Annotated in this window: 26 protein-coding genes and 1 riboswitch; of the genes, 17 read left to right on the top strand and 9 right to left on the bottom strand. The window is 56.1% G+C overall.

Going from position 1 to position 25,910, the window contains the following annotated elements; all coding sequences use genetic code 11:
* Positions 1 to 58 precede the first annotated feature (58 nt).
* The 3 genes from PHT20_RS12495 (at position 59) to PHT20_RS12485 (ending at position 1,666) form a co-directional block, all read left to right on the top strand.
* Complete coding sequence (locus tag PHT20_RS12495; protein WP_301020769.1) at positions 59 to 697, top strand: nitroreductase family protein; 639 nt, start codon at positions 59 to 61, stop codon at positions 695 to 697.
* Between the two features lie 61 nt (positions 698 to 758).
* Positions 759 to 1,028: a hypothetical protein gene (locus PHT20_RS12490; protein ID WP_301020768.1), complete on the top strand. Its 270-nt coding sequence runs from the start codon at positions 759 to 761 to the stop codon at positions 1,026 to 1,028.
* A 146-nt stretch (positions 1,029 to 1,174) separates the two neighbouring features.
* Positions 1,175 to 1,666 (top strand): pyridoxamine 5'-phosphate oxidase family protein, encoded by a 492-nt coding sequence (locus tag PHT20_RS12485; protein ID WP_301020767.1) that lies wholly within the window; start codon positions 1,175 to 1,177, stop codon positions 1,664 to 1,666.
* A gap of 23 nt (positions 1,667 to 1,689) precedes the next feature.
* Here the strand turns inward: PHT20_RS12485 and PHT20_RS12480 are convergent, their stop codons facing one another.
* The 3 genes from PHT20_RS12480 to PHT20_RS12470 all read right to left on the bottom strand — a co-directional run bounded on the left by PHT20_RS12480 (position 1,690) and on the right by PHT20_RS12470 (position 4,338).
* On the bottom strand, positions 1,690 to 2,394 hold the full coding sequence (locus tag PHT20_RS12480; protein WP_301020766.1) for an amidotransferase: 705 nt from the start codon (positions 2,392 to 2,394) through the stop codon (positions 1,690 to 1,692).
* Positions 2,391 to 3,122 carry a glycerol-3-phosphate 1-O-acyltransferase PlsY gene (gene plsY / locus PHT20_RS12475; protein WP_301020778.1) on the bottom strand — a complete coding sequence of 244 codons (732 nt, stop codon included), beginning with the start codon at positions 3,120 to 3,122 and terminating at the stop codon, positions 2,391 to 2,393. Before plsY ends, PHT20_RS12480 begins: the two co-directional genes overlap by 4 nt.
* Positions 3,123 to 3,276: 154 nt before the next feature.
* Positions 3,277 to 4,338 (bottom strand): aldo/keto reductase, encoded by a 1,062-nt coding sequence (locus tag PHT20_RS12470; RefSeq protein WP_301020765.1) that lies wholly within the window; start codon positions 4,336 to 4,338, stop codon positions 3,277 to 3,279.
* A 444-nt stretch (positions 4,339 to 4,782) separates the two neighbouring features.
* Here PHT20_RS12470 and PHT20_RS12465 point away from each other — a divergent pair, with 444 nt between their 5' ends.
* The 3 genes from PHT20_RS12465 to nrdR all read left to right on the top strand — a co-directional run bounded on the left by PHT20_RS12465 (position 4,783) and on the right by nrdR (position 7,581).
* Positions 4,783 to 5,652: a lytic transglycosylase domain-containing protein gene (locus PHT20_RS12465; protein ID WP_301020764.1), complete on the top strand. Its 870-nt coding sequence runs from the start codon at positions 4,783 to 4,785 to the stop codon at positions 5,650 to 5,652.
* Positions 5,653 to 5,669: 17 nt separating this feature from the next.
* Positions 5,670 to 5,796: riboswitch (ZMP/ZTP riboswitch) on the top strand.
* A 31-nt stretch (positions 5,797 to 5,827) separates the two neighbouring features.
* Positions 5,828 to 7,072 (top strand): serine hydroxymethyltransferase, encoded by a 1,245-nt coding sequence (gene glyA / locus PHT20_RS12460; protein WP_301020763.1) that lies wholly within the window; start codon positions 5,828 to 5,830, stop codon positions 7,070 to 7,072.
* Positions 7,073 to 7,131: 59 nt separating this feature from the next.
* Positions 7,132 to 7,581 carry a transcriptional regulator NrdR gene (nrdR, locus tag PHT20_RS12455; RefSeq protein WP_300082262.1) on the top strand — a complete coding sequence of 150 codons (450 nt, stop codon included), beginning with the start codon at positions 7,132 to 7,134 and terminating at the stop codon, positions 7,579 to 7,581.
* Positions 7,582 to 7,600: 19 nt separating this feature from the next.
* Here nrdR and PHT20_RS12450 read toward each other — a convergent pair whose 3' ends face one another.
* Entirely contained in the window at positions 7,601 to 7,888 is a 288-nt protein-coding gene (locus tag PHT20_RS12450) for a late competence development ComFB family protein (RefSeq protein WP_301020762.1), read from the bottom strand.
* 238 nt (positions 7,889 to 8,126) lie between these two features.
* On the opposite strand from PHT20_RS12450, the gene PHT20_RS12445 reads away from it, so the two are divergent.
* From PHT20_RS12445 to PHT20_RS12420, 6 genes are all read left to right on the top strand, one after another.
* The gene (locus PHT20_RS12445) at positions 8,127 to 8,438 is read left to right on the top strand and encodes a winged helix-turn-helix transcriptional regulator (protein ID WP_300082268.1); all 312 of its coding nucleotides are present in this window, start codon (positions 8,127 to 8,129) and stop codon (positions 8,436 to 8,438) included.
* A gap of 26 nt (positions 8,439 to 8,464) precedes the next feature.
* The gene (locus tag PHT20_RS12440; RefSeq protein ID WP_300082271.1) at positions 8,465 to 8,815 is read left to right on the top strand and encodes an FKBP-type peptidyl-prolyl cis-trans isomerase; all 351 of its coding nucleotides are present in this window, start codon (positions 8,465 to 8,467) and stop codon (positions 8,813 to 8,815) included.
* 178 nt (positions 8,816 to 8,993) lie between these two features.
* On the top strand, positions 8,994 to 9,557 hold the full coding sequence (grpE, locus tag PHT20_RS12435; RefSeq protein WP_301020761.1) for a nucleotide exchange factor GrpE: 564 nt from the start codon (positions 8,994 to 8,996) through the stop codon (positions 9,555 to 9,557).
* Between the two features lie 126 nt (positions 9,558 to 9,683).
* Complete coding sequence (gene dnaK, locus PHT20_RS12430) at positions 9,684 to 11,624, top strand: molecular chaperone DnaK (RefSeq protein WP_300082277.1); 1,941 nt, start codon at positions 9,684 to 9,686, stop codon at positions 11,622 to 11,624.
* 99 nt (positions 11,625 to 11,723) lie between these two features.
* A complete protein-coding gene (gene dnaJ, locus PHT20_RS12425; RefSeq protein ID WP_301020760.1) occupies positions 11,724 to 12,860 on the top strand; it encodes a molecular chaperone DnaJ in 1,137 nt (378 codons plus the stop codon).
* Positions 12,861 to 12,954: 94 nt separating this feature from the next.
* A complete protein-coding gene (locus PHT20_RS12420) occupies positions 12,955 to 14,319 on the top strand; it encodes an MBL fold metallo-hydrolase (RefSeq protein ID WP_301020759.1) in 1,365 nt (454 codons plus the stop codon).
* A 108-nt stretch (positions 14,320 to 14,427) separates the two neighbouring features.
* Here PHT20_RS12420 and PHT20_RS12415 read toward each other — a convergent pair whose 3' ends face one another.
* The 5 genes from PHT20_RS12415 to PHT20_RS12395 form a co-directional block, all read right to left on the bottom strand.
* A complete protein-coding gene (locus PHT20_RS12415; protein ID WP_301020758.1) occupies positions 14,428 to 16,218 on the bottom strand; it encodes an acyl-CoA dehydrogenase in 1,791 nt (596 codons plus the stop codon).
* A gap of 73 nt (positions 16,219 to 16,291) precedes the next feature.
* The gene (locus tag PHT20_RS12410; protein ID WP_301020757.1) at positions 16,292 to 17,227 is read right to left on the bottom strand and encodes an FAD-binding protein; all 936 of its coding nucleotides are present in this window, start codon (positions 17,225 to 17,227) and stop codon (positions 16,292 to 16,294) included.
* Positions 17,228 to 17,293: 66 nt separating this feature from the next.
* Positions 17,294 to 18,043 (bottom strand): electron transfer flavoprotein subunit beta/FixA family protein, encoded by a 750-nt coding sequence (locus tag PHT20_RS12405; protein ID WP_301020756.1) that lies wholly within the window; start codon positions 18,041 to 18,043, stop codon positions 17,294 to 17,296.
* Positions 18,044 to 18,243: 200 nt separating this feature from the next.
* Positions 18,244 to 19,527, bottom strand: a complete 1,284-nt coding sequence (locus tag PHT20_RS12400; RefSeq protein ID WP_300082294.1) for a mechanosensitive ion channel domain-containing protein — start codon at positions 19,525 to 19,527, stop codon at positions 18,244 to 18,246.
* Positions 19,520 to 20,473 carry a histone deacetylase family protein gene (locus tag PHT20_RS12395; RefSeq protein WP_301020755.1) on the bottom strand — a complete coding sequence of 318 codons (954 nt, stop codon included), beginning with the start codon at positions 20,471 to 20,473 and terminating at the stop codon, positions 19,520 to 19,522. The genes PHT20_RS12400 and PHT20_RS12395 overlap by 8 nt, the downstream gene beginning before the upstream one ends.
* A gap of 42 nt (positions 20,474 to 20,515) precedes the next feature.
* On the opposite strand from PHT20_RS12395, the gene PHT20_RS12390 reads away from it, so the two are divergent.
* From PHT20_RS12390 to PHT20_RS12370, 5 genes are all read left to right on the top strand, one after another.
* On the top strand, positions 20,516 to 21,436 hold the full coding sequence (locus PHT20_RS12390; protein WP_301020754.1) for a MoxR family ATPase: 921 nt from the start codon (positions 20,516 to 20,518) through the stop codon (positions 21,434 to 21,436).
* 34 nt (positions 21,437 to 21,470) lie between these two features.
* Positions 21,471 to 22,439, top strand: a complete 969-nt coding sequence (locus PHT20_RS12385) for a DUF58 domain-containing protein (protein ID WP_301020753.1) — start codon at positions 21,471 to 21,473, stop codon at positions 22,437 to 22,439.
* 22 nt (positions 22,440 to 22,461) lie between these two features.
* Positions 22,462 to 24,486 (top strand): DUF3488 and transglutaminase-like domain-containing protein, encoded by a 2,025-nt coding sequence (locus PHT20_RS12380; protein WP_300082310.1) that lies wholly within the window; start codon positions 22,462 to 22,464, stop codon positions 24,484 to 24,486.
* Between the two features lie 61 nt (positions 24,487 to 24,547).
* Positions 24,548 to 25,384 (top strand): hypothetical protein, encoded by an 837-nt coding sequence (locus PHT20_RS12375; RefSeq protein ID WP_301020752.1) that lies wholly within the window; start codon positions 24,548 to 24,550, stop codon positions 25,382 to 25,384.
* Between the two features lie 23 nt (positions 25,385 to 25,407).
* Positions 25,408 to 25,910: lytic murein transglycosylase (locus tag PHT20_RS12370; protein WP_301020751.1), on the top strand; the 503-nt coding region annotated here is incomplete at its 3' end.

Below are 25,910 nucleotides of genomic sequence, written 5' to 3'. Positions count from 1 at the left end.
CGCTACACCATTGCGTTCAGTCACAAACAAATTCATTTTTCACCCTAGAAAGTTATTCATGTCAGTACTTCAGCAAAAGCTAGCATGGCGGTATGCCACCAAAAAGATGAACCCCAACAAATCGGTTCCCCAAGACAAAGTTGAACGCATTTTGGAAGCAGCTCGCTTGGCTCCCACGTCCAGCGGCTTGCAGCCCTATGAAATCATCATGGTGAGCAGCGCCAGCGTGCGTGAACAAATCAAACCGATTGCTTTCAATCAAAGTCAAATCACTGACTGCTCTCACTTGCTGGTCTTCGCCGCTTGGGACACCTACACGGCTGAGCGCATCAATATGATGTTTGACCTGACCAATGCCCAGCGTGGCGGCACCAATGAAGGTTGGGAAAATTACCGGCAGATGCTGCTTGCCAGCTACCCCGCAAGAAATGCCCAAACCAACTTTGAACACGCTGCACGCCAAGCCTATATCGGTCTTGGTGCTGCGCTGATTGCAGCGGCCTTTGAAGAGGTGGATAGCACGCCCATGGAAGGTTTTGACCCATCAGCCCTGGACCAGCTGTTGAAATTAGATCAACGTGGCCTGCGCAGCGTCGCCATCATGCCGCTGGGTTACCGTGATGAAGATGCAGACTGGTTGGTCCACCTGAAAAAGGTACGCCGTCCACGCGCGCAGTTTGTCACTGAAGTGATTTGATTGCCCAAGCTTCCCCAGGCGCAGCCTAAGCACCTTGCCCACCACTTGCCCCAAACACACCATGAAAAAACTCTTCGTCACACTGAAACTTGAAATGACTGTTCCCGCTCAATGGGAACTGGTTGAAACCTCCGAAGGCACTCCCGTGCTGAAATTACCCAATGGTCAATTTCTCGACTTGGCCATTGAGCCTTTGTTTGCCACTGACCCCGAGGACACCTGGGTCAGTACGGAAGATGAAACCCAATTGAACGAATTCCTGGACATGGTCGATAGCGAGGAAGTCTCCTATGAATTTGATTCACCCTCTGCCCCGCAGCGCTCTCAATGAGATTGAGGCAATGGTTTTTCAGACCCACTTTCCTCTGAGTTCTGTGGGTTAGCCTGTGGATAAGCTTGTTCACAAACGCTGCAAGCCGCGCCAGCCTTACCGCTGCGCGTGCCGCCTATTTTTTAAGCAACGATTGAACTGATCTGATGTCAACGCCTCATGAATCCCGTTTGAACCAAGCACTCCGAGGTCTGCTTCACACCCAACGCATAGCCAGCTTGGGCACGCTGGGCGTCCATGGCGAGCCTTTTGTCTCCATGGTGCCTTACGCCATTGAGCCGGCTGCTGGCTGTCTGATCATGCACGTCAGTCTGCTGGCACCTCACACTCGAAACATGTTGAGTCATCCAGAGGTGTCCGTGATGGTCATGCAACCCGAGCGGTCAGATGAACCCGTGCATGCGCTGCCTCGCGTATCCATCGACGGTACCATTAAGCGGCTGCTGCCTGACAGTTCAAGTTGGGTTGCTGCGCAGCAAGTCTATTTGGAACGTTTTCCTGAGGCTGAGCCCATGATGCAGTTAGGTGACTTCAGTTTCATGGCCTTTTTTCCTTCTTGTGCGCGGCACGTGGCAGGCTTTGGCAGTGCCAGACCCCTTGAAACTGAAGACATCGTTCGTTTACTGCGCCTGCCGTGAGGCAAGTCCCTGGCATCCCGGAATCACTTGCCATTGATGAACGCCACCATCATGCGTGCCACAGCCAAGCCATCATGGCCTTGGCTCAGGCTCTTGGTGAAGGCGTGGTATTTTTCTTCACCAAACAACGCTCGGCGTTTGTTCAAAATGTAGGCGCTGTAGTCTTCAACAAACTCAGGATGCGGCTGAATACAAAACAGCTGTCCCTCCACCCCGAACGCTGCCACAGGACAAAATGTACTGGTCGCGAGCAACTGAGTGCCTTGGGGTAGTTCAAACACCTGATCTTGGTGACTGGCCAACAAAGCCACTTCAGTGCGTCCATTGGCTTGTGAAAAATCTGGCACAGTCCATTCATACTGCATTCGGCCAGCACCCCAGCCATTGGGCGCCCGCCCAACCTTGGCCCCTAAACACAAAGCAATCAGCTGATGACCAAAGCACACGCCAATGAGTTTTTTCTTTTCCTTCAACAACCCCATGACCTTGTCTTTGAGCGCCAGCACCCAAGGCTCTTGGGAAAAAGAGTCGGCTTTGCTGCCAGTCAGGAGAATGGCATCGTAATGATCGAAAGATGCAGGATACTCGCCACGCGTGGTGTTGAAAATTTCAAACTCGCCCGTTGCCCCGGCTTGTTGCAGCAGCCGTTTGAACATGCTCCCATAACCTGTGTAAGTGGCCTCTACAGCCGGGTCAAGCGTGTCGTTTTCCAAAATACAAAGTTTCACAGCGTGTCCTTTTGAATGAGGTTGGTCTCATTGACAGCAGGCGGATGACGATGTCCGTGTTTGGCAGCGCCGTGTGAATGCAACTGGTGTCCTGCTGAGGGTGCCGATTTTTTGCCCAATTTTGACTCGGTGCCTTTGATCAGTCGTTGGATGTTTTCAGCGTGCCGGTACATCAAAAATGCAGCCATCACAGTGATCGCCAAAGTGATACTTTTGTTCAAATACCAAAAACTGCCATCGCCCAGCACATACAGCACCGGTGCCAGCACCGCTGCCATGATGGAGGCCAAAGACGAATAACGAAAAACCACTGCCAACAGCAACCAGAGCAACGCTGTCGCTACCCCCAACCAGGCACTCACACCCAGCAGCACGCCCAAAGCCGTCGCAACCCCCTTGCCACCGGCAAACTTGAAAAATACCGGGAATACATGCCCCAGAAATGCCGCCAGTCCAACCAAGGCCACCGTGCCATCACCCAGACCGTACGGCTGCCCATACCATTTCACCAACACCACTGGCAACCAGCCTTTGGCCGCATCCAGCAACAAAGTCAGAATCGCCGCAGCCTTGCTGCCAGAGCGCAACACGTTGGTTGCGCCAGGGTTTTTACTGCCAAACGTGCGGGGATCGCTCAACCCCATGAGCCGACTGACAATGACCGCGAACGACAACGAACCCACCACATAAGCCGCCAAGAGCGCTATAACCGGCAACAAACTCTGCATGAAATCCATACCAACTCCTCAATGCCCAGCGTGGTGAGCGAAATAATGTTTATAGCAAGGCAAGTTTCTGCACACTTGCAGCATCTGTGTCACAGACTCAACAGAGACACTTTCGTAAATTTTCACGGTACAGACGTCTTAAATCCGTGCGACTTCACTGCGCCGGATCACGCATTTCCCAGCGAATGGCGTCGATGGCTTTGAGTAAATCAGGGGCAAGCGTGGTGCCCCAGGCATCCAGGCATTGATTCAGTTGGGCAACGGAGGTGACTCCAATGATGGTGCTGGCCACCTGCCACTTGGTGTAGCAAAACGCCAGTGCCATTTGTATAGGTGTCAAACCATGTTGACAAGCCAATGCGTTGTAACGTTTGGCAGCCACCAAGGCTTCAGGGCGACCCCAGCGCTGCTTGCGCGAAGATTCAAACTTTTTCAACCGGGCTTGCTCAGAAACATCTGCCCCCGTCAACCCCTGTTCATCGTATTTGCCAGTGAGCAAACCAAAAGCAAGCGGGGAATAGGCCAGTAAAGAAACTTGTAACCGGTGCATGGTCTCATCTAAGCCATTCTCAACAGAGCGATTCAGTAGACAGTAGGGGTTCTGCACCGTTGCTACACGTGGCAAACCATATTGTTCAGCCAAGCGAACAAATTCGTGCACCCCATAAGGTGTTTCGTTAGAGAGCCCTACCGCACGCACCTTGCCCGCTCGTACCAATTGACCCAAAGCTTCCAGTTGGGCGTGAGGCAATGTGCCCTGCTCCGCCGTGGGCTGGTAGTAAATGCCACCAAAGGCGGGCACACTGCGAACAGGCCAGTGAATTTGATAGAGATCAATCACATCAGTCTTGAGCCGTTTCAAGCTGCCTTCACAAGCCGCCTGAATGTCTGCACCAGTGAGATCGGAGCTCCCAGACCGAATCCAAGGCATGCTGCGTGAGGGCCCTGCCACTTTGGTAGCCAGTACCAATTTTTCTCGTGCAGCAGGTCGTTTTGAAAGCCAGTTCCCAATGATTTTCTCAGTGACGTTGAAAGTTTCCGCGCGTGGCGGCACGGCATACATCTCGGCCGTGTCGATAAAGTTCACGCCCCGCTCCAACGAGCAATCCAAAATATCGAAAGCTTGAACCTCATCAACCTGTTCACCAAAGGTCATGGTGCCCAAACAAACTGGCGTGACACGCAAGTCACTTAAACCTAATTGAATTTTTTTCATGTATTGATGCAATGTGTTGGAGCCAAATTGATTTGGACTCCTGTTTTCCGGACTCCCTAAGCTTCCCATTCAGCAGGCTTACTGTCTTGGGACTGGGTCGATGTCCAGCGTTGCTCAAACGTCATTGGGCTGAAATAGCCCAAGGTTAAGCGCAACTTTGTGCGATTGTAAAAGTTGAGCCAGGCCATTGCTTAATAGTTTAATTATATAAATAAGCTTTTTTATATGGTTGACTTGGTATATATAAGCCACCTAGAATCCGCCAATCTTGACGAACGTCAGGGATTACCCTTAACTCGCTGCCACATCGGCAACATCAAATCACTGCATTCACTGGAGCAAATTTAAGCAGGATATTGATAGCGTACCAACCTAAGCGCGATCTGGCGTGCTCATTCTTAATGCGAATGATCTGACCAGAACGCAGCACAAGAAGGAGAAGCTATGTCAGCATCTACAAACATGACTCTCAGCCCAAGGCGCTTTGCGGCCGCCCTCACCAAAGGCTTTATGGAAATCACACACAACAGCTTTGCTTTGATTGGCTTGGTTGTTTTGTTTGCCGCAGTGACCCTTATCGCACGGCCTGAACTTCGCCAGCTTGGGGAAATTCAACTTTTCAGTTGGTTGCAGGCTCGTCAATTTGAAGTCACGGGCTTGGTCAGTGACCTGCTCGCCAGTGACCGTGCCACAGCAACCGACCCCAAAGAACTTCCCAAACAACAAGCAGCGATGGCTGCCTGGTTAAGTAAAAAATACAGCGTGGCACCAGAACCTGTCAGTGCCATTGTGGCCGAGGCGTATGACATTGGTCAGCGTGTCAAACTCGAACCCACCTTGATCTTGGCAGTAGTGGCCATTGAATCCGGCTTCAATCCATTTGCACAAAGCCATGTGGGTGCTCAGGGTTTGATGCAAGTCATGACACAAATCCACAGCGACAAATACCAAAGTTTTGGCGGCAAATTTGCCGCCTTTGACCCTTTGGCTAATTTAAGTGTGGGCATTAAAGTGCTCAAAGATTGCATCAGCTCTGCTGGGTCTGTAGAAGGCGGGCTTAAATATTATGTAGGGGCAGCCAATTTAGATGATGATGGCGGTTATGCAGCCAAGGTCTTGGCCGAGCAAGCCAAATTGCAATGGGTTGGTCAAGGAAAACAGATTCCGACGTGGGAAATCATCAACACCGCATCGAATACCACTGTGAAAGTTCAACCACTCAGCACGCAACCGGAAAAAGACGTGGCTCCAACTTCCAACTTGTCGATTCAAGGTGCAATAACCAACAACGAAGATGTGTTGGCTCTGCAATAACCGCCTCAGTTAAAATCAAATAGTTACGCGACTGGCGATAGGCAAACCACTCTTTGAGTGAGGTGCCAAAGTGGTTCACCACAAGGGAGCGTGCCACAAACTCTGACCTAGATTTGTGTTCAGCCGTTCGCCTGGGCACCTTAACCACTTAGCCGATCGTCATTAAGGAACCCATATGTTTGACCGCAATATCCTCATCGAGCAAACCGACCCCGAACTTTTTGCCGCAATTCAGTCTGAAAACCAGCGCCAACAAGACCATATTGAGCTGATCGCCAGTGAAAACTATGCATCACCTGCCGTCATGGCGGCACAGGGCACCCAACTCACCAACAAATACGCTGAAGGCTACCCCGGCAAACGTTACTACGGGGGTTGTGAATTTGTCGACATTGCTGAGCAACTGGCGATAGACCGTGTCAAAAAAATCTTTGGGGCAGAAGCCGCGAACGTGCAACCGCATTGCGGCGCGTCAGCCAATGAAGCTGTCTTTTTGGCTTTTTTAAAGCCCGGCGACACCATCATGGGCATGAGCTTGGCCGAAGGTGGGCACTTGACCCATGGCATGCCTCTGAACATGAGCGGTAAGTGGTTTAACGTAGTGAGCTATGGTCTGGATGCCAACGAAGCAATTGATTACGACGCGATGGAACGCAAGGCGTATGAATCCAAACCTAAATTAATCATTGCTGGCGCCAGTGCTTACTCTTTAGCTATAGATTTTGAAAGATTTGCCAAAGTTGCCAAAGATGTCGGTGCAATTTTCATGGTTGACATGGCGCATTACGCCGGGCTGGTGGCCGCAGGTGTTTACCCTAACCCAGTACCCTACGCTGACATTGTGACCAGCACCACACACAAAAGTTTGCGCGGCCCACGCGGCGGCATCATTTTGATGAAATCACAGTACGAGCGAGCCATCAACAGCGCCATCTTCCCTGGTCTGCAAGGTGGACCATTGATGCATGTCATTGCAGCCAAAGCGGTGGCCTTCAAAGAAGCATTGCAACCTGAGTTCAAAATTTATCAACAACAGGTGGTGACAAACGCCCGTATCGTGGCAGAAACCCTCACAAGCCGCGGCCTTCGCATCGTGAGTGGCCGCACTGAGAGCCATGTGATGCTGGTCGATCTACGTTCCAAAAACATCACAGGCAAAGAGGCCGAAGCTGTGCTGGGCAGCGCCCACATGACCATCAATAAAAACGCCATCCCCAACGACCCCGAAAAACCCATGGTCACCAGTGGCGTGCGCGTTGGCACACCTGCCATGACCACCCGTGGTTTCAAAGACGAAGAAGCGCGCCAAACTGCCCATCTCATTGCTGACGTACTTGACAACCCTCATGATGAAGCCAACCTTGCAACGGTGCGCGCCAAGGTGCACGCCTTGACCACACGTTTTCCCGTTTATGGTTGAAATTTTATGGGGCTGGATGAAGCGCAATCTGCCGGAATCCACAACATGAACAAGTCAACATGAAATGCCCCTACTGCAGTCACCCTGATACTCAAGTGGTGGAGACCAGGGTTTCTGAAGATGGGGGATTCATTCGCCGCCGCCGCCGTTGTGCGTCATGTGACAAGCGCTTCACAACCTATGAGCGGCCTGATGTCAATTTCCCTGCCATCGTCAAAAAAGACGGCAGGCGCATTGAGTATGAAAAAGGCAAGTTGATTGCCTCAATGAAGTTAGCCTTGCGCAAACGCCCTGTCAGCACAGAGCAGGTAGATGCGGCCATTGAGCGCATTGAAGAAAAGTTGCTCAACCTAGGGTTACGCGAGGTTCCATCAGCACAACTTGGTGAGCTCGTGATGCAAGAGCTCAAGAAGCTAGACAAAGTTGCCTACGTCCGATTTGCAAGTGTTTATCGCAGCTTTGAAGACATGAACGACTTTAGAACCCTGGTCGAAGAAGTGGGCCGCTAAACAACCCAAAGCATGAAAATTAGTTCACATTGTCTTGCTTGACCATGCGTTGACCCACAAACTCAAATGCATAAGCAAGCGCCTCAGTCAGAGACTCTTCTATGTGGTAGCGCTCTTTCTCAGTCAGGTAAAACATCAAATCAACATCATGACGGACGTATCGAGCCGGTAAACGATTGAGCATGACGCAGGCCACATCTGCCAAGTTATCTGCGCTGTAGTTAGGGTGCATGCTGGCCTGACTGGCAACAGCCGTAAAAACAAGTCGTTCATAGTAGTTATGAACTTGTTCAAAATTGATCACCATGGTGTTACGTATGAAGTGGAAGAAAATGGAATACTGCAACAAGTTTAGACTTGAAGCTCAAACACATCACAAGTTTTTTTATTGATTTTTTAACACTCGAAGCTATGAAACATGTAGCACAAGATCAATTTGGTTTATAGTCTGCAACGTCATAGTAGAGCTTGCTGGTGGACTGATGTGAAGCAGCGTCAAACCATTTACAAGCACCAGTTTCAAGTTTTTTAGGAGACACCTGTTCATGAGTACCAAAGAAAATGTCGCTATTGGCTCGTTGTTGAGTCTACTGGAGTCACGCTACGCCATACGTGTGCTATGGGCGTTGAAGGACGGTCACCCACAAACGTTTCGCTTGCTGCAAGACAGCGTAGGCAAAATCACACCCAACACCCTCAATACCCGTCTCAAAGATTTACGCGAAGCTGGCCTGCTTGATCATGGCAACACCGGTTACCACGTCACCCCCATGGGCGCAGATTTACTCAAACGCATGGGTGACTTGTCTGCCTTTGCTACCAAATGGGCAGCAAGCCAAGCCAAAAAATCCGCCTGATTGTTTCCAACTCTTCCCTTCACCCCATGACAACAACTGCATCTGGACTCACATACGAAGACACCCTTGTAGGCGAAGGCGAATTAGCCTCTAAAGGCCAAAGCGTCACTGTTCATTACACCGGCTGGCTTTACCAAGACGGTCAACAAGGTGGCAAATTTGACTCCAGCAAAGATCGGCGCGACCCTTTTGTTTTTTCTTTGGGTGCTGGCATGGTCATCAAAGGTTGGGACGAAGGCGTGGCAGGCATGCGCGTCGGTGGAACTCGTGTGTTGATCATTCCCCCGGCGCTGGGCTATGGTGCCCGCGGTGCCGGTGGCGTCATACCACCCAATGCCACCTTGAAATTCGAAGTTGAGTTGCTGGCAGTGAAGTAGCGCAACCAAGCGTCAGACGTTTTCCCCCATCCAAGCGGACAACCATTGCGTCCGCTTTTTTTTGCCTGTCAAATCAGTTGACCTCACTGATGGTAAAAAAATTCGGCTTTGAAATCTTGAATTGGGTGGGAACACCCCCAGTTCATAGTTCAACTGTTTATTTCATTCCACCTCGCTCATGACTGATCAAACCCAAGCCCCTCCCGCCTCTTCTCAAGTTCAACCGCCTGAATCTGCAGGCGGCACAGCGTCCATTGCCAATCAAATCGAAGCCGACGTGTTGGCCAAATGCCAAGCTGACCTAGCCAACCTGCAAGCCAAAAGTGCTGAATTGGCAGACCAGTATTTGCGCGCCAAAGCCGAATCTGAAAACGCGCGTCGCCGTGCTGAAGATGAAATTTCAAAAGCGCGCAAATTTGCGGTTGAAGGCTTTGCAGACAGCCTGCTACCAGTCATTGACAGCCTGGAAGCCGGACTTAACCACACAGACGCCACACTCGAACACATTCGTGAAGGTGCCCAAGCAACGCTCAGACAGCTGATTGCAGCCATGGAGCGCAACAAAGTGGTGGCCATCAACCCGGCAGCAGGTGAAAAATTTGACCCCCACCTGCACCAAGCCATCAGCATGGTGCCCAGCGAGCAAGAAGCCAACACAGTGGTCACAGTGCTACAAAAAGGCTATTTGATCAATGATCGCATCTTGCGCCCAGCATTGGTCACGGTCGCTGCGGCCAAATAAATTGTGCGTTGGCGCTTGAAAAAACTGCTGCCAGCGCCATCTCTCATTCATCGGAATTTAAACCCTCTCAAGACTTGCTTGTGGCGTGATTCGCTCGCAGCAATCTTTTATTTTTAAGGAACCATCATGGGAAGAATCATCGGTATCGATCTGGGCACCACCAACAGCTGCGTTGCCGTCATGGAAGGCAACGTGCCCAAAGTGATTGAAAACGCAGAAGGCGCACGCACCACACCCTCCATCATTGCCTACCAAGAAGATGGCGAAGTGCTGGTGGGCGCATCTGCAAAACGTCAAGCTGTCACCAATCCCAAAAACACGCTCTATGCGGTCAAACGCTTGATCGGTCGCAAATTCACTGAAAAAGAAGTCCAAAAAGACATCGACCTGATGCCTTACAAAATTGCCGCCGCCGACAACGGTGACGCTTGGGTTGAAGTGCGTGGCAACCGCATGGCACCTCAGCAAATCAGTGCCGACGTGCTGCGCAAAATGAAGAAAACGGCTGAAGATTACTTGGGTGAAGCCGTCACCGAAGCGGTGATCACCGTGCCGGCCTACTTCAACGACGCCCAACGCCAGGCCACCAAAGATGCAGGTCGCATTGCCGGTTTAGAAGTCAAGCGCATCATCAACGAGCCCACAGCTGCCGCTTTGGCGTTCGGCATGGATAAAAATGAAAAGGGCGACCGAAAAATTGTGGTGTATGACCTGGGTGGCGGTACGTTCGACGTGTCCATCATCGAAATCGCCGATGTCGATGGTGAAAAACAGTTTGAAGTGCTTTCCACCAACGGAGACACTTTCCTGGGTGGTGAAGACTTTGACCAGCGCATCATCGATTTCATCATTGCTGAATTCAAAAAAGAGCAAGGCGTTGACCTGTCCAAAGATGTGCTGGCCTTGCAGCGCTTGAAAGAATCGGCAGAAAAAGCCAAGATTGAACTCTCCAGCAGCGCCCAAACCGACATCAATTTGCCTTACATCACCGCTGATGCCACAGGTCCCAAACACCTCAACATCAAGCTGACCCGCTCCAAACTGGAATCTTTGGTTGAAGAGCTGATTGAGCGCACCATTGCTCCATGCCGCACAGCCATGAAAGATGCTGGCGTCTCAGCCGGTGACATTCATGACGTGATCTTGGTCGGCGGCATGACCCGCATGCCCAAGGTGCAAGAAAAAGTCAAAGAACTGTTTGGCCGTGAACCCCGCAAAGACGTGAACCCTGACGAAGCAGTGGCTGTGGGTGCTGCCATTCAAGGCCAAGTGCTCTCGGGCGACCGTAGCGACGTGCTGTTGTTGGACGTGACTCCCCTGTCCTTGGGCATTGAAACCTTGGGTGGTGTGATGACCAAAATGATTGCCAAAAACACCACCATCCCAACCAAGTTTGCCCAGACCTTCTCAACCGCTGACGACAACCAACCGGCCGTCACCATCAAGGTTTTCCAAGGCGAACGTGAAATCGCATCAGGCAACAAGATGCTGGGTGAGTTCAACCTGGAAGGCATTCCACCTGCTGCCCGTGGCATTCCTCAAATTGAAGTGTCGTTTGACATTGATGCCAACGGCATCTTGCACGTGGGTGCCAAAGACAAAGGCACTGGCAAAGAAAACAAAATCACCATCAAGGCCAATTCTGGCTTGTCAGAGTCTGAGATTCAGCAAATGGTCAAAGATGCTGAGCTCAATGCCGCTGAAGACAAGAAAAAACTAGAGCTGGTGCAAGCCAAAAACCAGGCCGAAGCGTCGGTGCACAGCGTCAAGAAGAGCTTGACTGAATACGGCGACAAAATTGATGCCGCTGAAAAAGAAAAGATTGAAGCCGCGTTGAAAGACCTTGAAACCGCCCTCAAGTCTGATGACAAAGCTGCCATTGACGACAAGAGCGCTGCATTGATGACCGTCAGCCAAAAGCTAGGAGAAAAAATGTACGCCGACATGCAAGCCAAACAAGCCGCTGAAGCCGCCCCGGCAGGTGACGCCAACCCTGGTGCAGCCAGCCACCAGGCAGCCGACGACAATGTGGTTGACGCAGAAGTGAAAGAAGTCAAAAAACCTTAAGCTCTTGTTTCACAACGGCTTACCCAGCAGCTGACTCGCGCCGCGTTGAACCCCAAACGTTCAATGCGGCGTTTGCATTGAAACCAGGCACAGAACACCATGGCAAAAAGAGATTACTACGAGGTTTTGGGCGTTCCCAAAAACGCTTCAGACGAAGAAATTAAAAAAGCCTATCGCAAACATGCGATGAAGCACCACCCCGATCGCAATCAAGGTGACCAGGCCAAAGTGGCTGAAGAAAAGTTCAAAGAGTCCAAAGAAGCCTACGAAATGCTGTCAGACCCGCAAAAACGTGCGGCCTACGACCAGCATGGTTTTGCGGGTGTTGATCCCAACATGCGCGGCGGCCCAGGTGGGGCCGAAGCCTACGGCGGGTTTGCCGAAGCCTTTGGTGATATTTTTGGCGACATGTTTGGCCAGCAGCGTGGCCGTGCAGGGGGGGGCCGCCAGGTTTACCGCGGCAGCGACCTGAGCTATGCCATGGAAGTGACCCTGGAAGAGGCGGCCAAGGGCAAAGACGCCCAAATCCGCATACCCAGCTGGGACAACTGCGATGTCTGTCACGGCAGCGGTGCCAAGCCTGGCACCCAAGCCAAAACCTGCGGTACTTGCAGCGGCACGGGCTCGGTGCAAATGCGCCAAGGCTTTTTCAGCGTGCAGCAAACCTGCCCCACCTGCCGCGGTACGGGCAAGGTCATCCCAGAGCCCTGCACGGCCTGCAGCGGTCAAGGCAAGATCAAAAAACAAAAAACGCTTGAAGTCAAAATTCCATCAGGCATTGACGGTGGTATGCGCATTCGCAGCGCCGGCAATGGCGAGCCCGGCACCAACGGCGGCCCACCCGGTGACCTTTACATTGAAATCCGCCTCAAAAAGCACGACATTTTTGAGCGTGATGGCGACGACTTGCACTGCTCGGTGCCCATCAGCATCGTCACGGCCACCTTGGGTGGTGAGATTGATGTGCCCACACTGGCTGGCAAAGCGGCCATTGACATTCCTGAAGGCACGCAAACTGGCAAACAGTTCCGTCTGCGTGGCAAGGGCATCAAAGGCGTTCGCTCCAGCTATCCCGGAGACCTGTACTGCCACATCTTGGTTGAAACACCGGTCAAACTCACCGAGCACCAGCGCAAACTGCTGCGCGAGCTGGATGAATCTTTGAAAAAAGGGGGTGGCAAACACTCCCCCACCGGTGACAGCTGGACAGACCGCCTCAAAAGCTTCTTCAGCTAAACCCGTTTAAAGTAAATACTCACTCAAAATCAGCCGCACAGTTTATAAACAACTGCGCGGCTTTTTTGTGAAACAACCTTTGGGAGACTTGTGCATGAGTGTCAACATCACCTTTCTGGGCGGCAGCGGTACCGTCACCGGCTCCAAGTACCTGGTGCGCCATGCTGACCAATGCGTGCTGGTGGACTGCGGCTTGTTTCAAGGCTACAAGCAGCTGCGCTTGCGCAACTGGAGCCCGCTGCCCTTGGCACCCGATCAAGTCGATGCGGTGCTGCTCACCCACGCGCACCTGGACCACAGCGGCTACCTGCCACTGCTGGCCAAAGAAGGGTTTTCAGGCCATGTCTGGGCCAGCCGGGGCACCAAAGACCTGTGCCAGATTTTGTGGCCAGACAGTGGTCACATTCAGGAAGAAGATGCGCTGTTTGCCAACCGCCACGCCTTGAGCAAGCACAGCCCGGCGCTGCCTTTGTACACCCGGCAAGATGCGCAACAGGCCTTGCCGCTGATCAAAGCGGTGGACTTTGGCAAGGTCATCACACCCCTGCCCGGCTGGAAGGCCACCTTCAGCGCGGCGGGGCATATTTTGGGAGCGTCGAGCATCTTGCTTGAAGTGGCGGGGCGGCGTATTTTGTTCTCAGGAGACCTGGGGCGCCCTGACGACCTCATCATGAACCCCCCAGACGCAGCCCCGCAAGCCGACACGGTGTTGATTGAGTCCACCTACGGCGACCGCATTCACCCACAAGACAACCTGCTCAGTGAACTCGCACCGGCGTTGGCACGGGTGGCCAAGCGCGGTGGTGTGGCCGTGGTGCCCGTGTTTGCCGTAGGTCGCGCCCAAGCGCTGCTGCACGCTATCCATTTGCTCAAGATGAAAGGTGAAATCCCTTCCTCTTTGCCCATTTTCCTGGACAGCCCGATGGCGGTTCACACCACCCATTTGTTCGAAAACCACCCCGGTGAACACCGCTTGAGCCGCCAAGACACCTACGCCCTCACCCACAGTGCCACCATGGTCAACAGCACCGATGAGTCCCGTGCGCTGGCCAGCCGTCATGGCCCCATGGTGATTTTGTCGGCCAGTGGCATGGCCACCGGTGGGCGCGTGTTGCATCACCTGGCGCATTACGCGGGTGACCACCGCAACATGATTGTGCTCACCGGTTACCAAGCGCCAGGCACGCGCGGCGACACCTTGGCCCACGCAGCGCAATCGGTGCGCATCCACGGCCGCGATGTCAGTGTGAATGCGGAGGTTGTGCAGCTGCAGTCAGCCTCTGCCCATGCCGATGCCAACCAGTTGCTGGTTTGGTTGCGCACCATGCCCGAGGCACCTTCACAGGTTTATGTGGTGCACGGTGAACCCGGCCCTGCCGACACCTTGCGCAGCCGCATCAAGCGCGAACTGGGCTGGCGCGCCATGGTGCCCGAACATGGCTCAACCTGGCCCACCTGAAACGCTCAATTTCATACATAAAAATAGCCACTAACGCTTATGATTAAAGCGTAAGCAGCTATGTAATAAATAGCGTTTCAAGCCACCTATCGGTGGCCGTGACCAGGCTTAGAAAGCTTCCAGCGGCAGCGCTGTCACGCAGACTGCACCATCCACAATGCTGTCTCGCAGACCAGGCACTTTGGTCAAAATGTGGTCTGCGTAAAAGCGGGCAGTGATCACTTTGGCTTGCATAAAGGCCACGTCGTTCCCTTGGGCGATCTGCTCTTGCGCCACCACCATGGCGCGCGCCATTTGCCAGCCCGCCATCAGGTTGCCGGTGAGCATCAAATACGGCACGCTGCCGGCAAACACATCGTTGGGCTTGGCTTTGGTGTTGCCAGCGACAAAGTCCACCACATCAATGAACGCCAACCGTGCTGCCGCCAGGCGTTTGGCCATGGCTGCAGCATCAGCCGTGCCGGTAGCAAGCAGGGCGGCCTCAGTGGCTTGCACCTGGCCTGCCAACGCCTTGGCGGTTTGGCCACCGTCACGCGCAGTTTTGCGCCCCACCAAGTCGTTCGACTGGATGGCGGTAGTGCCTTCGTAAATGGTCAAAATCTTGGCATCACGGTAATACTGGGCACAGCCGGTTTCTTCAATAAAGCCCATGCCACCATGCACTTGCACACCCAGGCTGGTCACTTCCAGGCTCATCTCGGTGCTGAAGCCCTTGACCAGCGGCACCATGAATTCGTAAAAACTCTGGTTTTCCTTGCGCGTCTGGGCGTCAGCGTGGTGGTGCGCCGCGTCGTAGGCGGCCGCAGCCACACTGGCCAGCGCGCGGCAACCCTCGGTGTAGGCGCGCATGGTCATCAGCATGCGCTTCACATCTGGGTGGTGAATGATGGGGCCTGCCGCTGGCAGCGAGCCGTCCACTGGGCGGCTTTGCACGCGCTCTTTGGCAAACTCGGCAGCTTTTTGGTAAGCCCGGTCTGCAATCGCAATGCCTTGCACACCCACAGCGTAGCGGGCGGCGTTCATCATGATGAACATGTATTCCAAACCACGGTTTTCCTGCCCCACCAAAAACCCGGTGGCGCCGCCTTGGTCGCCAAACTGCAGCACGCAGGTGGGGCTGGCCTTGATGCCCATTTTGTGTTCGATGCTGACGCATTGCACATCGTTGCGTGCGCCCACCGAGCCGTCCGGGTTCACCATGAACTTGGGTACCACAAACAAGCTGATGCCCTTGACACCTTCGGGCGCGCCGTTGACCCGCGCCAACACCAGGTGAATGATGTTGTCCGCCATGTTGTGCTCGCCCCAAGTGATGTAAATCTTGGTGCCAGAGATTTTGTAAGTACCGTCGGGTTGGGGCTCGGCTTTGGTGCGCACTGCCGCCAGGTCGCTGCCCGCTTGGGGCTCGGTCAGGTTCATGGTGCCAGTCCACTCGCCACTGACCAATTTTTCCAGGTAACGGGCGTTGAGCTCGTCGCTACCGGCGGTCAGCAGGGCTTCAATGGCACCGTCGGTCAGCAGCGGGCACAGCGCAAAGCTGAGGTTGGCGCTGTTGATCATTTCAGTCACCGCCGAGCCAATGGTTTTGGGCAAACCCTGGCCACCAAAAGCCAGCGGGTGCTGCAAGCCTTGCCAGCCAGCCTCGGCGTATTGCTTGAAAGCCTCTTTGAACCCCGGTGTGGCGGTGACTGCGCCGTCTTTCCAAGAGGTAGGATTTTTGTCGCCTTCCCAGTTCAGCGGCGCCAACACGCCTTCAGAAAATTTGGCGGCTTCTTCCAGCACGGCCTGGGCTGTTTCAAAACCAGCATCTTCCATGCCAGGCAGTTGCGCAATCTGGTCAATCTTGGCCAGGTGCGCGATGTTGAACAGCATGTCTTTGACGGGTGCGATGTAGCTCATGATTTCTCCTTGATAAACATAAAAAAGGGCACCACACGGGATGCCCTGTCACCTTAAAAACGGGGGCAAAAGTTCAAAGTGCCGCGGTCAATTCAGGCACAGCGGTGAACAAATCAGCTTCCAGGCCATAGTCAGCCACACTGAAAATGGGTGCCTCAGGGTCTTTGTTGATGGCCACAATGACCTTGCTGTCCTTCATGCCGGCCAAGTGCTGAATGGCACCACTGATGCCCGCAGCAATGTAGAGCTGGGGCGCCACAATCTTGCCAGTTTGACCCACTTGCAAGTCGTTGGCGGCATAACCGGCGTCTACGGCTGCGCGGCTGGCGCCAATGGCGGCACCCAGTTTGTCTGCCAGCGGGGTCATCACCTCGTTGAATTTTTCTTGCGAGCCCAAAGCGCGGCCACCGCTGACGATGATCTTGGCGGCAGTCAGCTCGGGGCGGTCGTTCTTTGCTATTTCACTGCCCAGGTATTGGGTGTAGCCTGGCACCGCCACAGCAGCTACATTTTCAATAGCTGCTTGCGCTTGATTGGTAAGCGCTACAGCATCAAAACCTGTAGAACGCACAGTCAGCACCTTGATGCCATCCAGGCTTTGCACCGTGGCAATGGCGTTGCCGGCATAAATGGGGCGCTCAAAGGTATCCAAGCTGATGACCTTGGAAATGTCAGAGACTTGCGCCACATCCAGCATGGCGGCCACGCGCGGTGCCATGTTTTTGCCAGCTGCTGTGGCAGCAAACAGCAAGTGGCTGTAGCCTGGCGCCAGAGCCACTATTTGCGCCGCCATGTTTTCAGCCACAGCGTGAGCCAAAGTGTCTGCTTCAACCAGCAGCACTTTACTCACGCCGGCCATTTGTGCGGCACTGGCAGCAGCAGCGCCTGCAGCCAAACCAGCTACCAACACATGCACCTCACCGCCGCACTGCAGCGCAGCCGTGACGGTGTTCAGCGTGGCGGGTTTCAGGGAAACGTTGTCGTGTTCTGCAATGACCAAAGTTGTCATGGTGTGTTCCTTACTGTTCTGTTCAATCTAAAGGATGAGGCTGCTATGTGAAAGGCTTGTGACAGCTCAAATCACCTTGGCTTCGGTCTTGAGTTTGGCCACCAAGGTGGCCACGTCTGGCACTTTGATGCCAGCGCTGCGCTTGGGCGGCTCATTGACCTTGAGGGTTTTAATGCGCGGCGCCACATCCACGCCCAAGTCTTCAGGCTTGACCACCTCCAAAGGTTTTTTCTTGGCCTTCATGATGTTGGGCAGCGTCACGTAACGTGGCTCGTTCAGGCGCAGGTCAGCGGTGACCACCGCCGGCAGCGTGACCGACAAGGTTTCAGAGCCGCCATCCACTTCACGCGAGGCCGTGGCTTTGCCGTCTGCAATGTCAATCTTGCTGGCAAAAGCCACTTGCGGCAGGTTGGCCAGTGCAGCCAACATTTGACCCGTTTGGTTGCAATCGTCGTCAATGGCTTGTTTGCCCAAAATAATCAAACCGGGTTGCTCTTTGTCAACCAAGGCTTTGAGCAGCTTGGCCACCGCCAGCGGTTGCAGCTCTTGCGCGGTCTCGACCAAAATGGCGCGGTCGGCACCAATCGCCATGGCGGTGCGCAGAGTTTCCTGGCACTGGGTCACGCCGCACGACACCGCAATGATTTCAGTGGCCACACCCTTTTCTTTCAAGCGCACAGCCTCTTCAATGGCAATTTCGTCAAACGGGTTCATGCTCATTTTGACGTTGGCAGTGTCAACCGCGGTGTTGTCCGACTTGACCCGGATTTTCACGTTGTAGTCCACCACACGCTTGACTGCGACCAGAACTTTCATAGCTGACTCTCTCCAGAAAAGTTAAAAAATAAGCACTTGCTGCCATCTGGCACGGTCTGTTTAATTGACGTGCACGTCAATCAAACATTCTATTCGTTAGCCTTTGCCAGCATGGTCATTGGGACGACAATCCCAAAATAAACCCATAAAAGAACGACCGTGCTTTTTATTATAGACACGGGTAGTCAGCGGGTACAGGGTTATTTGGCCACCATGTGAATGACGCGTTGCGGGTAAGGGATGTCAATCTGATGCGCGCGCAGCAAACGCAAAATTTCCAAATTGATGGCCGAGCGCAGGTTGTCACTGCCGTTGTGCGGGTCACCAATCCAGTAACCCAGCCTGAACTCAAGCCCATCCGCACCAAACGCCATCAAGGCCACGGAAGGCGCAGGCTCAGTCAACACCCGCGGCTGCAGCGTGGCAGCTTGCAACAGCAAACTTGAGACCAATTCCACATCGCTGTCATAGCCGACCGAGACGCTGGTGGACTGCCACACTTTGGGGTCGGCCAACGACAAGTTTTCAACGCGGTTGATGATCAGCATCTCGTTGGGCACAATCGATTCGCGCCCCGACAGTGAGCGAATCACGGTGTAGCGGGCGTTGATCTCGGTGATGACGCCACTGAAGTTGTCCACCTGCACACTGTCGCCAATGCGCATGCTGCGCTCAGCCAGCACGACAAAACCCGAGACGTAGTTGGCCGCCAGTTTTTGCAGGCCAAACCCCACCCCCACGCCAATCGCACCGCCCAGCACCGACAACGCTGTCAGGTCTATGCCCACTGCGGACAAGGCCATCAGCAAGCCCACAAACATCAGCAGCGCCCGGGTGGCGTTGCTGAACGCCTTGCGCAGGCTCAGCTCGCCGCCGGTGGCATGGCGCAGCAGCTTGGACTCGATGGCCGAAGAAATCCACAGCGTGATGATGAGCACCAGCCCAGCGGTGAGCGTGCCCTCAATGATTTTGCGCACCGACAGCGTGCTGGAGCCCACCGTCCAACTGATCTGGTCAAGCTCCTCCATCACCAGCGGCAGCAAGCCACTGACCCACAACACCATGGCCAGCCAGGCCAGCCATGAAATGGTGCGCTCCAGCAGCCGCACCACCGGGGTTTCGCTGAAAGCGGCCTGCAGCACCTTGACCCCCAGCCGAATCACCAGCAGCGACAGCAGCACCGGTATGGCCAGCTTGAACAAAGCCAGTGGCACATGGTTGAGCAGCAACACCTTGTGCGCGCCATACGCCCAACTCAGCAGCAACGCTGGAAACAGCACGCCATCGACCGTGCGCCGACCAAACATGATGCTGTTGAGCTCACGCTCTGGAAACGCTTTGGCAATCAGTTTGGCCACCTGCCAAGCCAACAACACGCCCACCACCAGCGCCCCCAGCTCCAGCAGCACACTGGTTTTGCTCAGCGCTTGCAACCAGCCTTCCAGGTCTGGCAACGCTGGCGCGGGCGCCGCCGGGTCAGACATCGGCCAGCACCCGAATGTGCGCCTCCACACTGCGCGCCAGCGGGCTCATCACGTAGCCACCTTCGAGGCAACTCACAATGCGGCCTTTGGCATGGCGGCGCGCCACATCCATGATGCGGTGGGTGATCCAGGCGTAGTCTTGCTCCACCAGCCCAAGCTGACCCATGTCGTCTTCGCGGTGGGCATCAAACCCGGCGCTGATGAAGATCATCTCGGGCTTGAATTCTTCCAGCCGGGGCATCCAGGCGGCCTCAATCATCTCGCGGATGTCCATGCCTTTGGTGTAGGCCGGCACCGGCAGGTTGACCATGTTTTTGGCGTTGGAATGCGCCCAGTCCATTGGGTAAAACGGGTGCTGGTAAAAGCTCACCATCATGATGCGGTCGTCGTTTTTGACAATGTCTTCGGTGCCGTTGCCGTGGTGCACGTCAAAGTCCACAATCGCCACGCGGTGCAGGTTGTGGCGCTCCAGCGCGTATTTGGCGGCAATCGCCACATTGTTAAAAAAGCAAAACCCCATCGACTCGTTGTGGGTGGCATGGTGCCCTGGCGGGCGAATGGCACAAAACGCGTTGGGCATTTCGCCTGCCATCACCGCGTCGGTGGCGTCAATGGCGGCGCCAGCGGCGTGCAAGGCTGCGGTCCAGGTGTGCATGTTGATGCTGGTGTCGGGGTCAATTTGCAGGTGGTCGGCGCCACCGGCTTCAATTTGCTCTTTCAGCTCGGCATTCAAGCCCCGCAAAGCAGCCACGTACATGCGGTCATGCGCCAGCTCAATGTCTGAGGTGGCAGCCGGTGTGGCTGTGCGGTGGTTCAAGGCAATGTAGAGGCCAGAGGCCATCAAGCGGTCGTCAATGGCATCGAGCCGCTCGGGGCACTCGGGGTGGCCCGGGCTCATCTCGTGTTTGCGGCAACTTGGGTGAGTAAAGTATCCGGTCATCGTCATTTGCAGTCGTCTCCTCTTCAGTAATTTTGGTAAGGTTAGTCCATGAACACGCAAGAAAAACTTACAGCTTTACTGAATCAGCTTAACACCGTGATGGTCGGAAAACTTGACCAAACGCAAGACTGTGTGGCTTGCCTGCTGGCTGGTGGGCACCTGCTGATTGAAGACGTGCCAGGGGTCGGCAAAACCACGCTGGCGCACGCCTTGGCACGCACCTTTGGGCTGCAGTTTTCGCGCGTGCAATTCACCACCGACCTGATGCCCAGCGACCTCTCTGGTGTGTCGGTGTTTGACCGCACCCAGGAAAAATTTGTCTTTCACCCCGGCCCGCTGTTCACCCAGGTGCTGCTGGCAGACGAAATCAACCGCGCCAGCCCCAAAACCCAAAGCGCCCTGCTCGAAGCCATGGAAGAAAAACAGGTCAGCATTGAGGGTGAAACCCGCCCCCTGCCCAGCCCGTTTTTTGTCATCGCCACGCAAAACCCTTACGACCAGCTGGGCACCTATTTGCTGCCTGAGTCACAACTCGACCGGTTTTTGATGCGCATCACCCTGGGCTACCCCAACCGCGCAGCCGAGCGACAACTGCTGCAAGGCACGGATCGGCGCCAGCTGGTCAGCCAGCTGCCCAGCGTGTTGACCCCGGTAGAGCTACAAACTTTGCAGCAACTTGTGCTTGATGTACATGCCTCAGAGCCACTTTTAGACTACGTGCAAGACCTGGTGCAAGCGACCCGCAGCGGGCGTTGGTTTGAGCAGGGTTTGAGCCCCCGCGCCGGCATGGCGCTGCTGCGTGCCGCCAAAGCACGGGCGCTGCTGGCCGGGCGCGACTTTGTGGCACCCGATGACGTGCGTGCCATCCTGCCGCAAACCATTGCCCACCGGCTGACCCCCACCAGCGAGGCCAAGCGTGGTGCGGCCGAACAAGTGGCCGCCATGCTCGAAGCCGTGGCTCTGCCCTGACGCAGGCCGTGGCTCCACACACCTCTGGCACCGCATGAGCTCTTGGCTTACCCACCCCTGGCGGTTTTTAGGCCAGCGCTTTGACGGCTGGCTGCAAAGCCGCCTGACGCTCACCGACCACCTGACCCTGAACCAGCGCAACGTCTACATCATGCCGACCCGCGCCGGGCTGATGCTGGGCGTGACGCTGCTGGTGCTGCTGCTGGCGGCCATCAACTACCAGCTCAACCTGGGCTACCTGCTGACCTTTTTGCTGGCCGGTTGTGCCGTGGTGGCGATGCACGTGGCACACGCCAACCTGCGTGGACTTACTATGCATTTAGAAGCTACTCACGCTTGTTTCATGGGCGCTACAGCCCAATTTTTCATAAATTTTCAAAACTCGCAAAAGCACACTCGCTATGGCCTGGCGGTGGCGCTGCAAGGCTCCGAGCAAAGTGTTGACACCGATGTGGGTGCACAAGCGCAGGCTCGGGTGCAGCTGGCTTTCCAACCCACACAGCGCGGCCTGCAGCGCCTGCCCACGCTGACGCTGCAAACGCTGTTTCCACTGGGCACGTTTCGCGTCTGGGCCTTGTGGCGGCCAGCGGCACAGGTGCTGGTGTACCCCGCACCTGAGCCACACCCGCCGCCCCTGCCCAGCCACGGCAGCGACGGCCTCCCGCAAAGCAGCGCACTGCTGCAGCATCAGGGCGAGCCTGACGGTCTGCGCCCTTACCGCCCGGGTGATGCCCTGAAAACCATCGTCTGGAAAAAAGCCGCCAAAACCGGCCAACTGGTCAGCCGCGACCGCACCCAAACCCACGCCCGCACGCTGTTGCTAGAGCCCCAACTGACCCAGCTCACGTCCTTCGAGGCACAACTCAGCCGCCTGTGCGCCTGGGTCTTGATGGCAGAAAAACAAGGCCTGCGCTACGGTTTGCGCCTGCCCCACCAAACCATCGCCCCAGCCAGTGGCGCCACGCACCAGCAGCGCTGCCTGCAAGCGCTGGCCTTGGCTTGAAAACGCCCCCCGCGCCCAGCCCATGCTGCCCACCGCCCTGACCCGCCTGCCCCGCGACAGCCGCGACACGCTGTTTTTGCTGCTGGTCATCAGCTGGGTGGCGCTGCCCATGGCCAGCCAAGTGCCGCTGTGGTGCAGCCTGATGGCTGCTGGCGTGGTGGCCTGGCGCGGCTGGCTGGCCTGGCATGGCCTGCCCTTGCCGCGCCCGCTGTGGCGCTTGGGCTTGCTGGCGCTGGCCGTGGCCGCCACTTGGCTGACCCACCACACGCTGCTGGGGCGCGATGCTGGCGTGACCCTGGTGGTGGTGCTGCTGACCCTGAAAACCCTGGAGCTGCGCGCCCGCCGCGATGCGTTTGTGGTGTTTTTCTTGAGCTTTTTCCTGATGCTGACGCAGTTTTTTTACTCCCAGTCATTGCTCACAGCCGCGGCCATGCTGCTGGCGCTGTGGGGGCTGCTCACGGCACTGGTCAACACCCACATGACGGTTGGCAAGCCACCGCTGTGGCATGCGGCGCGCCTGGCCGGGCGCATGACGCTGCTGGGCGCGCCCATCATGCTGGTGCTGTTCATGCTGTTTCCGCGGCTGGCACCGCTGTGGGGGCTGCCCAGTGATGCCATGGCCGGGCGCAGTGGGCTGTCTAGCAGCATGAGCGTAGGCCACATTGCCAGCCTGGCCTTGGACGACAGCGTGGCCATGCGCGTGCGCTTTCCAGACCCACCGCCAACATCGGCACAGCTGTACTTTCGCGGCCCGGTGCTGACCCAGTTTGACGGCCAGCAATGGCGCGCCCTGCCCGAGCTGGACGCCGCTTTGTTGAACCCAGCGGGCGCTGCACTGGCCGCCAGCACCCTCACCGTGCAAGGCGTGCCCGTGAACTACCAAGTCACGCTCGAACCCAACCAGCAGCCCTGGCTGCTGACGCTCGACGCCACCCCCCAAGCCCCCTTGGTGCCAGGCCACACACCGCGCATGACCGCCGACTTCCAGTGGGTGCTGACCCGCCCGGTCAACGAACGGCTGCGCTACCAAGCCACCAGCTTCACCCGTTACCAAGCCGGGCTAGACCTGCCGCCAGTTGAGCGCCGCCGCCATGTGGCGCTGCCGCCAGGTTTTAACCCACGCACCCAGCTCTGGGCGCTTGAGCTGCGGCAAAGCCACCCGAACCCGGCGGATCTGATCGACGCGCTGCTGAACCAGCTGCGCACCGGCGGCTACCGCTACACGCTGGAGCCTGGTGTGTATGGCCGCCACAGTGCCGATGAGTTTTGGTTTGACCGCAAGCTCGGCTTTTGCGAGCACATCGCCGCCGCGTTTGTGATCGCCCTGCGCGCAGCAGGCGTGCCCGCCCGGGTGGTGACCGGCTACCAAGGCGGTGAGCGCAACGCGCTAGATGGCTTTTGGACCGTGCGCCAAAGCGATGCCCATGCCTGGGCCGAGGTCTGGCTGGCCGACCAGGGCTGGCTGCGGGTCGACCCCACGGCCGCAGTCGCCCCGGCGCGCGTAGGCAGCTTGCTGCGCTTGACCACACCGCGCGGCGCGTTCACCCAAGCCTTGCTGGGCAGCGTCAGCCCAGCGTTTGCCCTGAACTTGCGCGCCGCCTGGGACGCGGTCAACAACGGTTGGAACCAATGGGTGCTCAACTACACCCAAAAGCGCCAGTTCGACCTGCTCAAACAACTGGGCTTTGCCTCCCCCAGCTGGGAAAACCTGATAGCGCTGCTGGGCGGCGTGCTGGCCGCCACCAGCGCAGTGGGTGCGCTGTGGAGTGTTTGGCAGCGCCAGCGCCAAGACCCCTGGCTGCGCCTGCTGGCCCGTGCCCGCGCCTTGTTTGTGCGCGCCAAGATTGCCGTGCCCGCACACAGCACACCGCGCCAGCTGGTGGAGCTGTGGCAACAGCACCCCAGCATGCAAGCGCGCCACCCGCAGCTGCGCGCCTGGCTGCTGCAGCTGGAAGCCGTGCGCTACCAGAAGCCAGCGCCCAACACCTTGGCAAACCCTCACACACATTTGCGCCTGTTGCGTCAATTGCGTCGCTCTTTGAGCTGATTTCCGTGAATAATGCACATGCTTTAAAAAATTAATGTTCTTGTCTTCCTAAGGAGGTTGTATGCATGTCTCTCGGCGCACTTTGGTGGCTTCAATGGCTCTGGTGTCACTCTCTGTCACCACCCGCTTGAGCTGGGGGCAGGCGCTCAAGCCCACCCCCAGCCTTAACCCCACCCTCTCGTTGCACGCAGCCCTGACCAAGGTCACCCGGCTCTCGATCTTGACCGACCGGCTCGGTCGCGGCCATGGCCAGCGGGTGCTCGATGTGTGGTCCAGCCGCTCTGGAAAAATCATCAAAGACAGCAGCAATGAGGCCAAAAAACTGCTGCAAGACCTGGCCAACGCCAATTTATCAGGCACCAGCAAAGCCCAGTTCACCAAAATGGCTGCTGGCTACGAGGCGCTGCTGCAAGCCAGTGCGGCCTTCACCTCCACCCAAAAAACCGATTTGGCCAAGTTTGGCCACCAGGCCGACACCCTGGGCACAGAGGTTGACCAACTCTCAGCGCAACTGATCAAAGACCTGGGCAAACCGGTGACCCAAGTCCTCAGCGCCACCGCCGATTTGCAGCACCTGACCCAGCACCTGGCACTGCACTTCATGTTGTCGCACGCGGGCACCGAGCAAGCCGAGCAACAAAAATTGCTCACCGAAGGCATCAGCGCCTTCAACACCCACCTCGCCACGCTGCAGGCCGCCCCTTTGAAAAATGCCCCCATCGACCAGTCGCTGCAACTCATTGGCAACCAATGGTTCCTGATGGCGCAAGCCCTCAAGTCCAGCGAAGCAGACACCACCACAATGGAGAACGTGTGCACCACCAGCGAGCGCACGCTGGAAGTGCTGACTGACCTGTATGGCCATTACGAAGCCGCTCTGAAAACGCTGATCGGCTAAATCGGTTCACCAGGGGGACGCTTTTGAAGATTTTTTGGGGTGCTTTTCTTGCTGCTTTTTGTCTGAACGCAGGGGCTGCAGCGCCCCAAAATGCCAGCCCAGCGCCCGCCAAGCCGCACGCCCACAAGCACAAAAAAACCAACCCTAAACCTACCTCCAAAGCCACCGCGCCAGCCCTGCCCGGCCCCAGCTACGGCCAGCGCAGTGACGCCATGCAAGCCGCGCTTGACATCGCCCAGCGGCGCAACCTTGACCCCACCTGGGTGCGCCAAACCTTGGCGCAGGCGCACTACATGCCGGCCATTGCCAAGGCTGTGACGCCTCCCGCGGTGGGCGTGGCCAAAAACTGGCAGGCTTACCGCAGCCGCTTTGTGGAGCCCATCCGCATTCAAGCCGGGGTGAAGTTTTGGCAAACGCACCAGGCCACCCTGGCGCGCGCCCAGGCACAGACTGGCGTGCCGGCAGAAATTGTGGTGGGCATCCTTGGGGTGGAAACCATTTACGGCCAGCAAATGGGCAACTTTCG

Source organism: Rhodoferax sp. (assembly GCF_028715765.1).
In the GTDB taxonomy this organism is placed as follows: Bacteria; Pseudomonadota; Gammaproteobacteria; order Burkholderiales; family Burkholderiaceae_C; genus Rhodoferax.
This window is presented reverse-complemented; position numbering and strand designations above follow the sequence as displayed.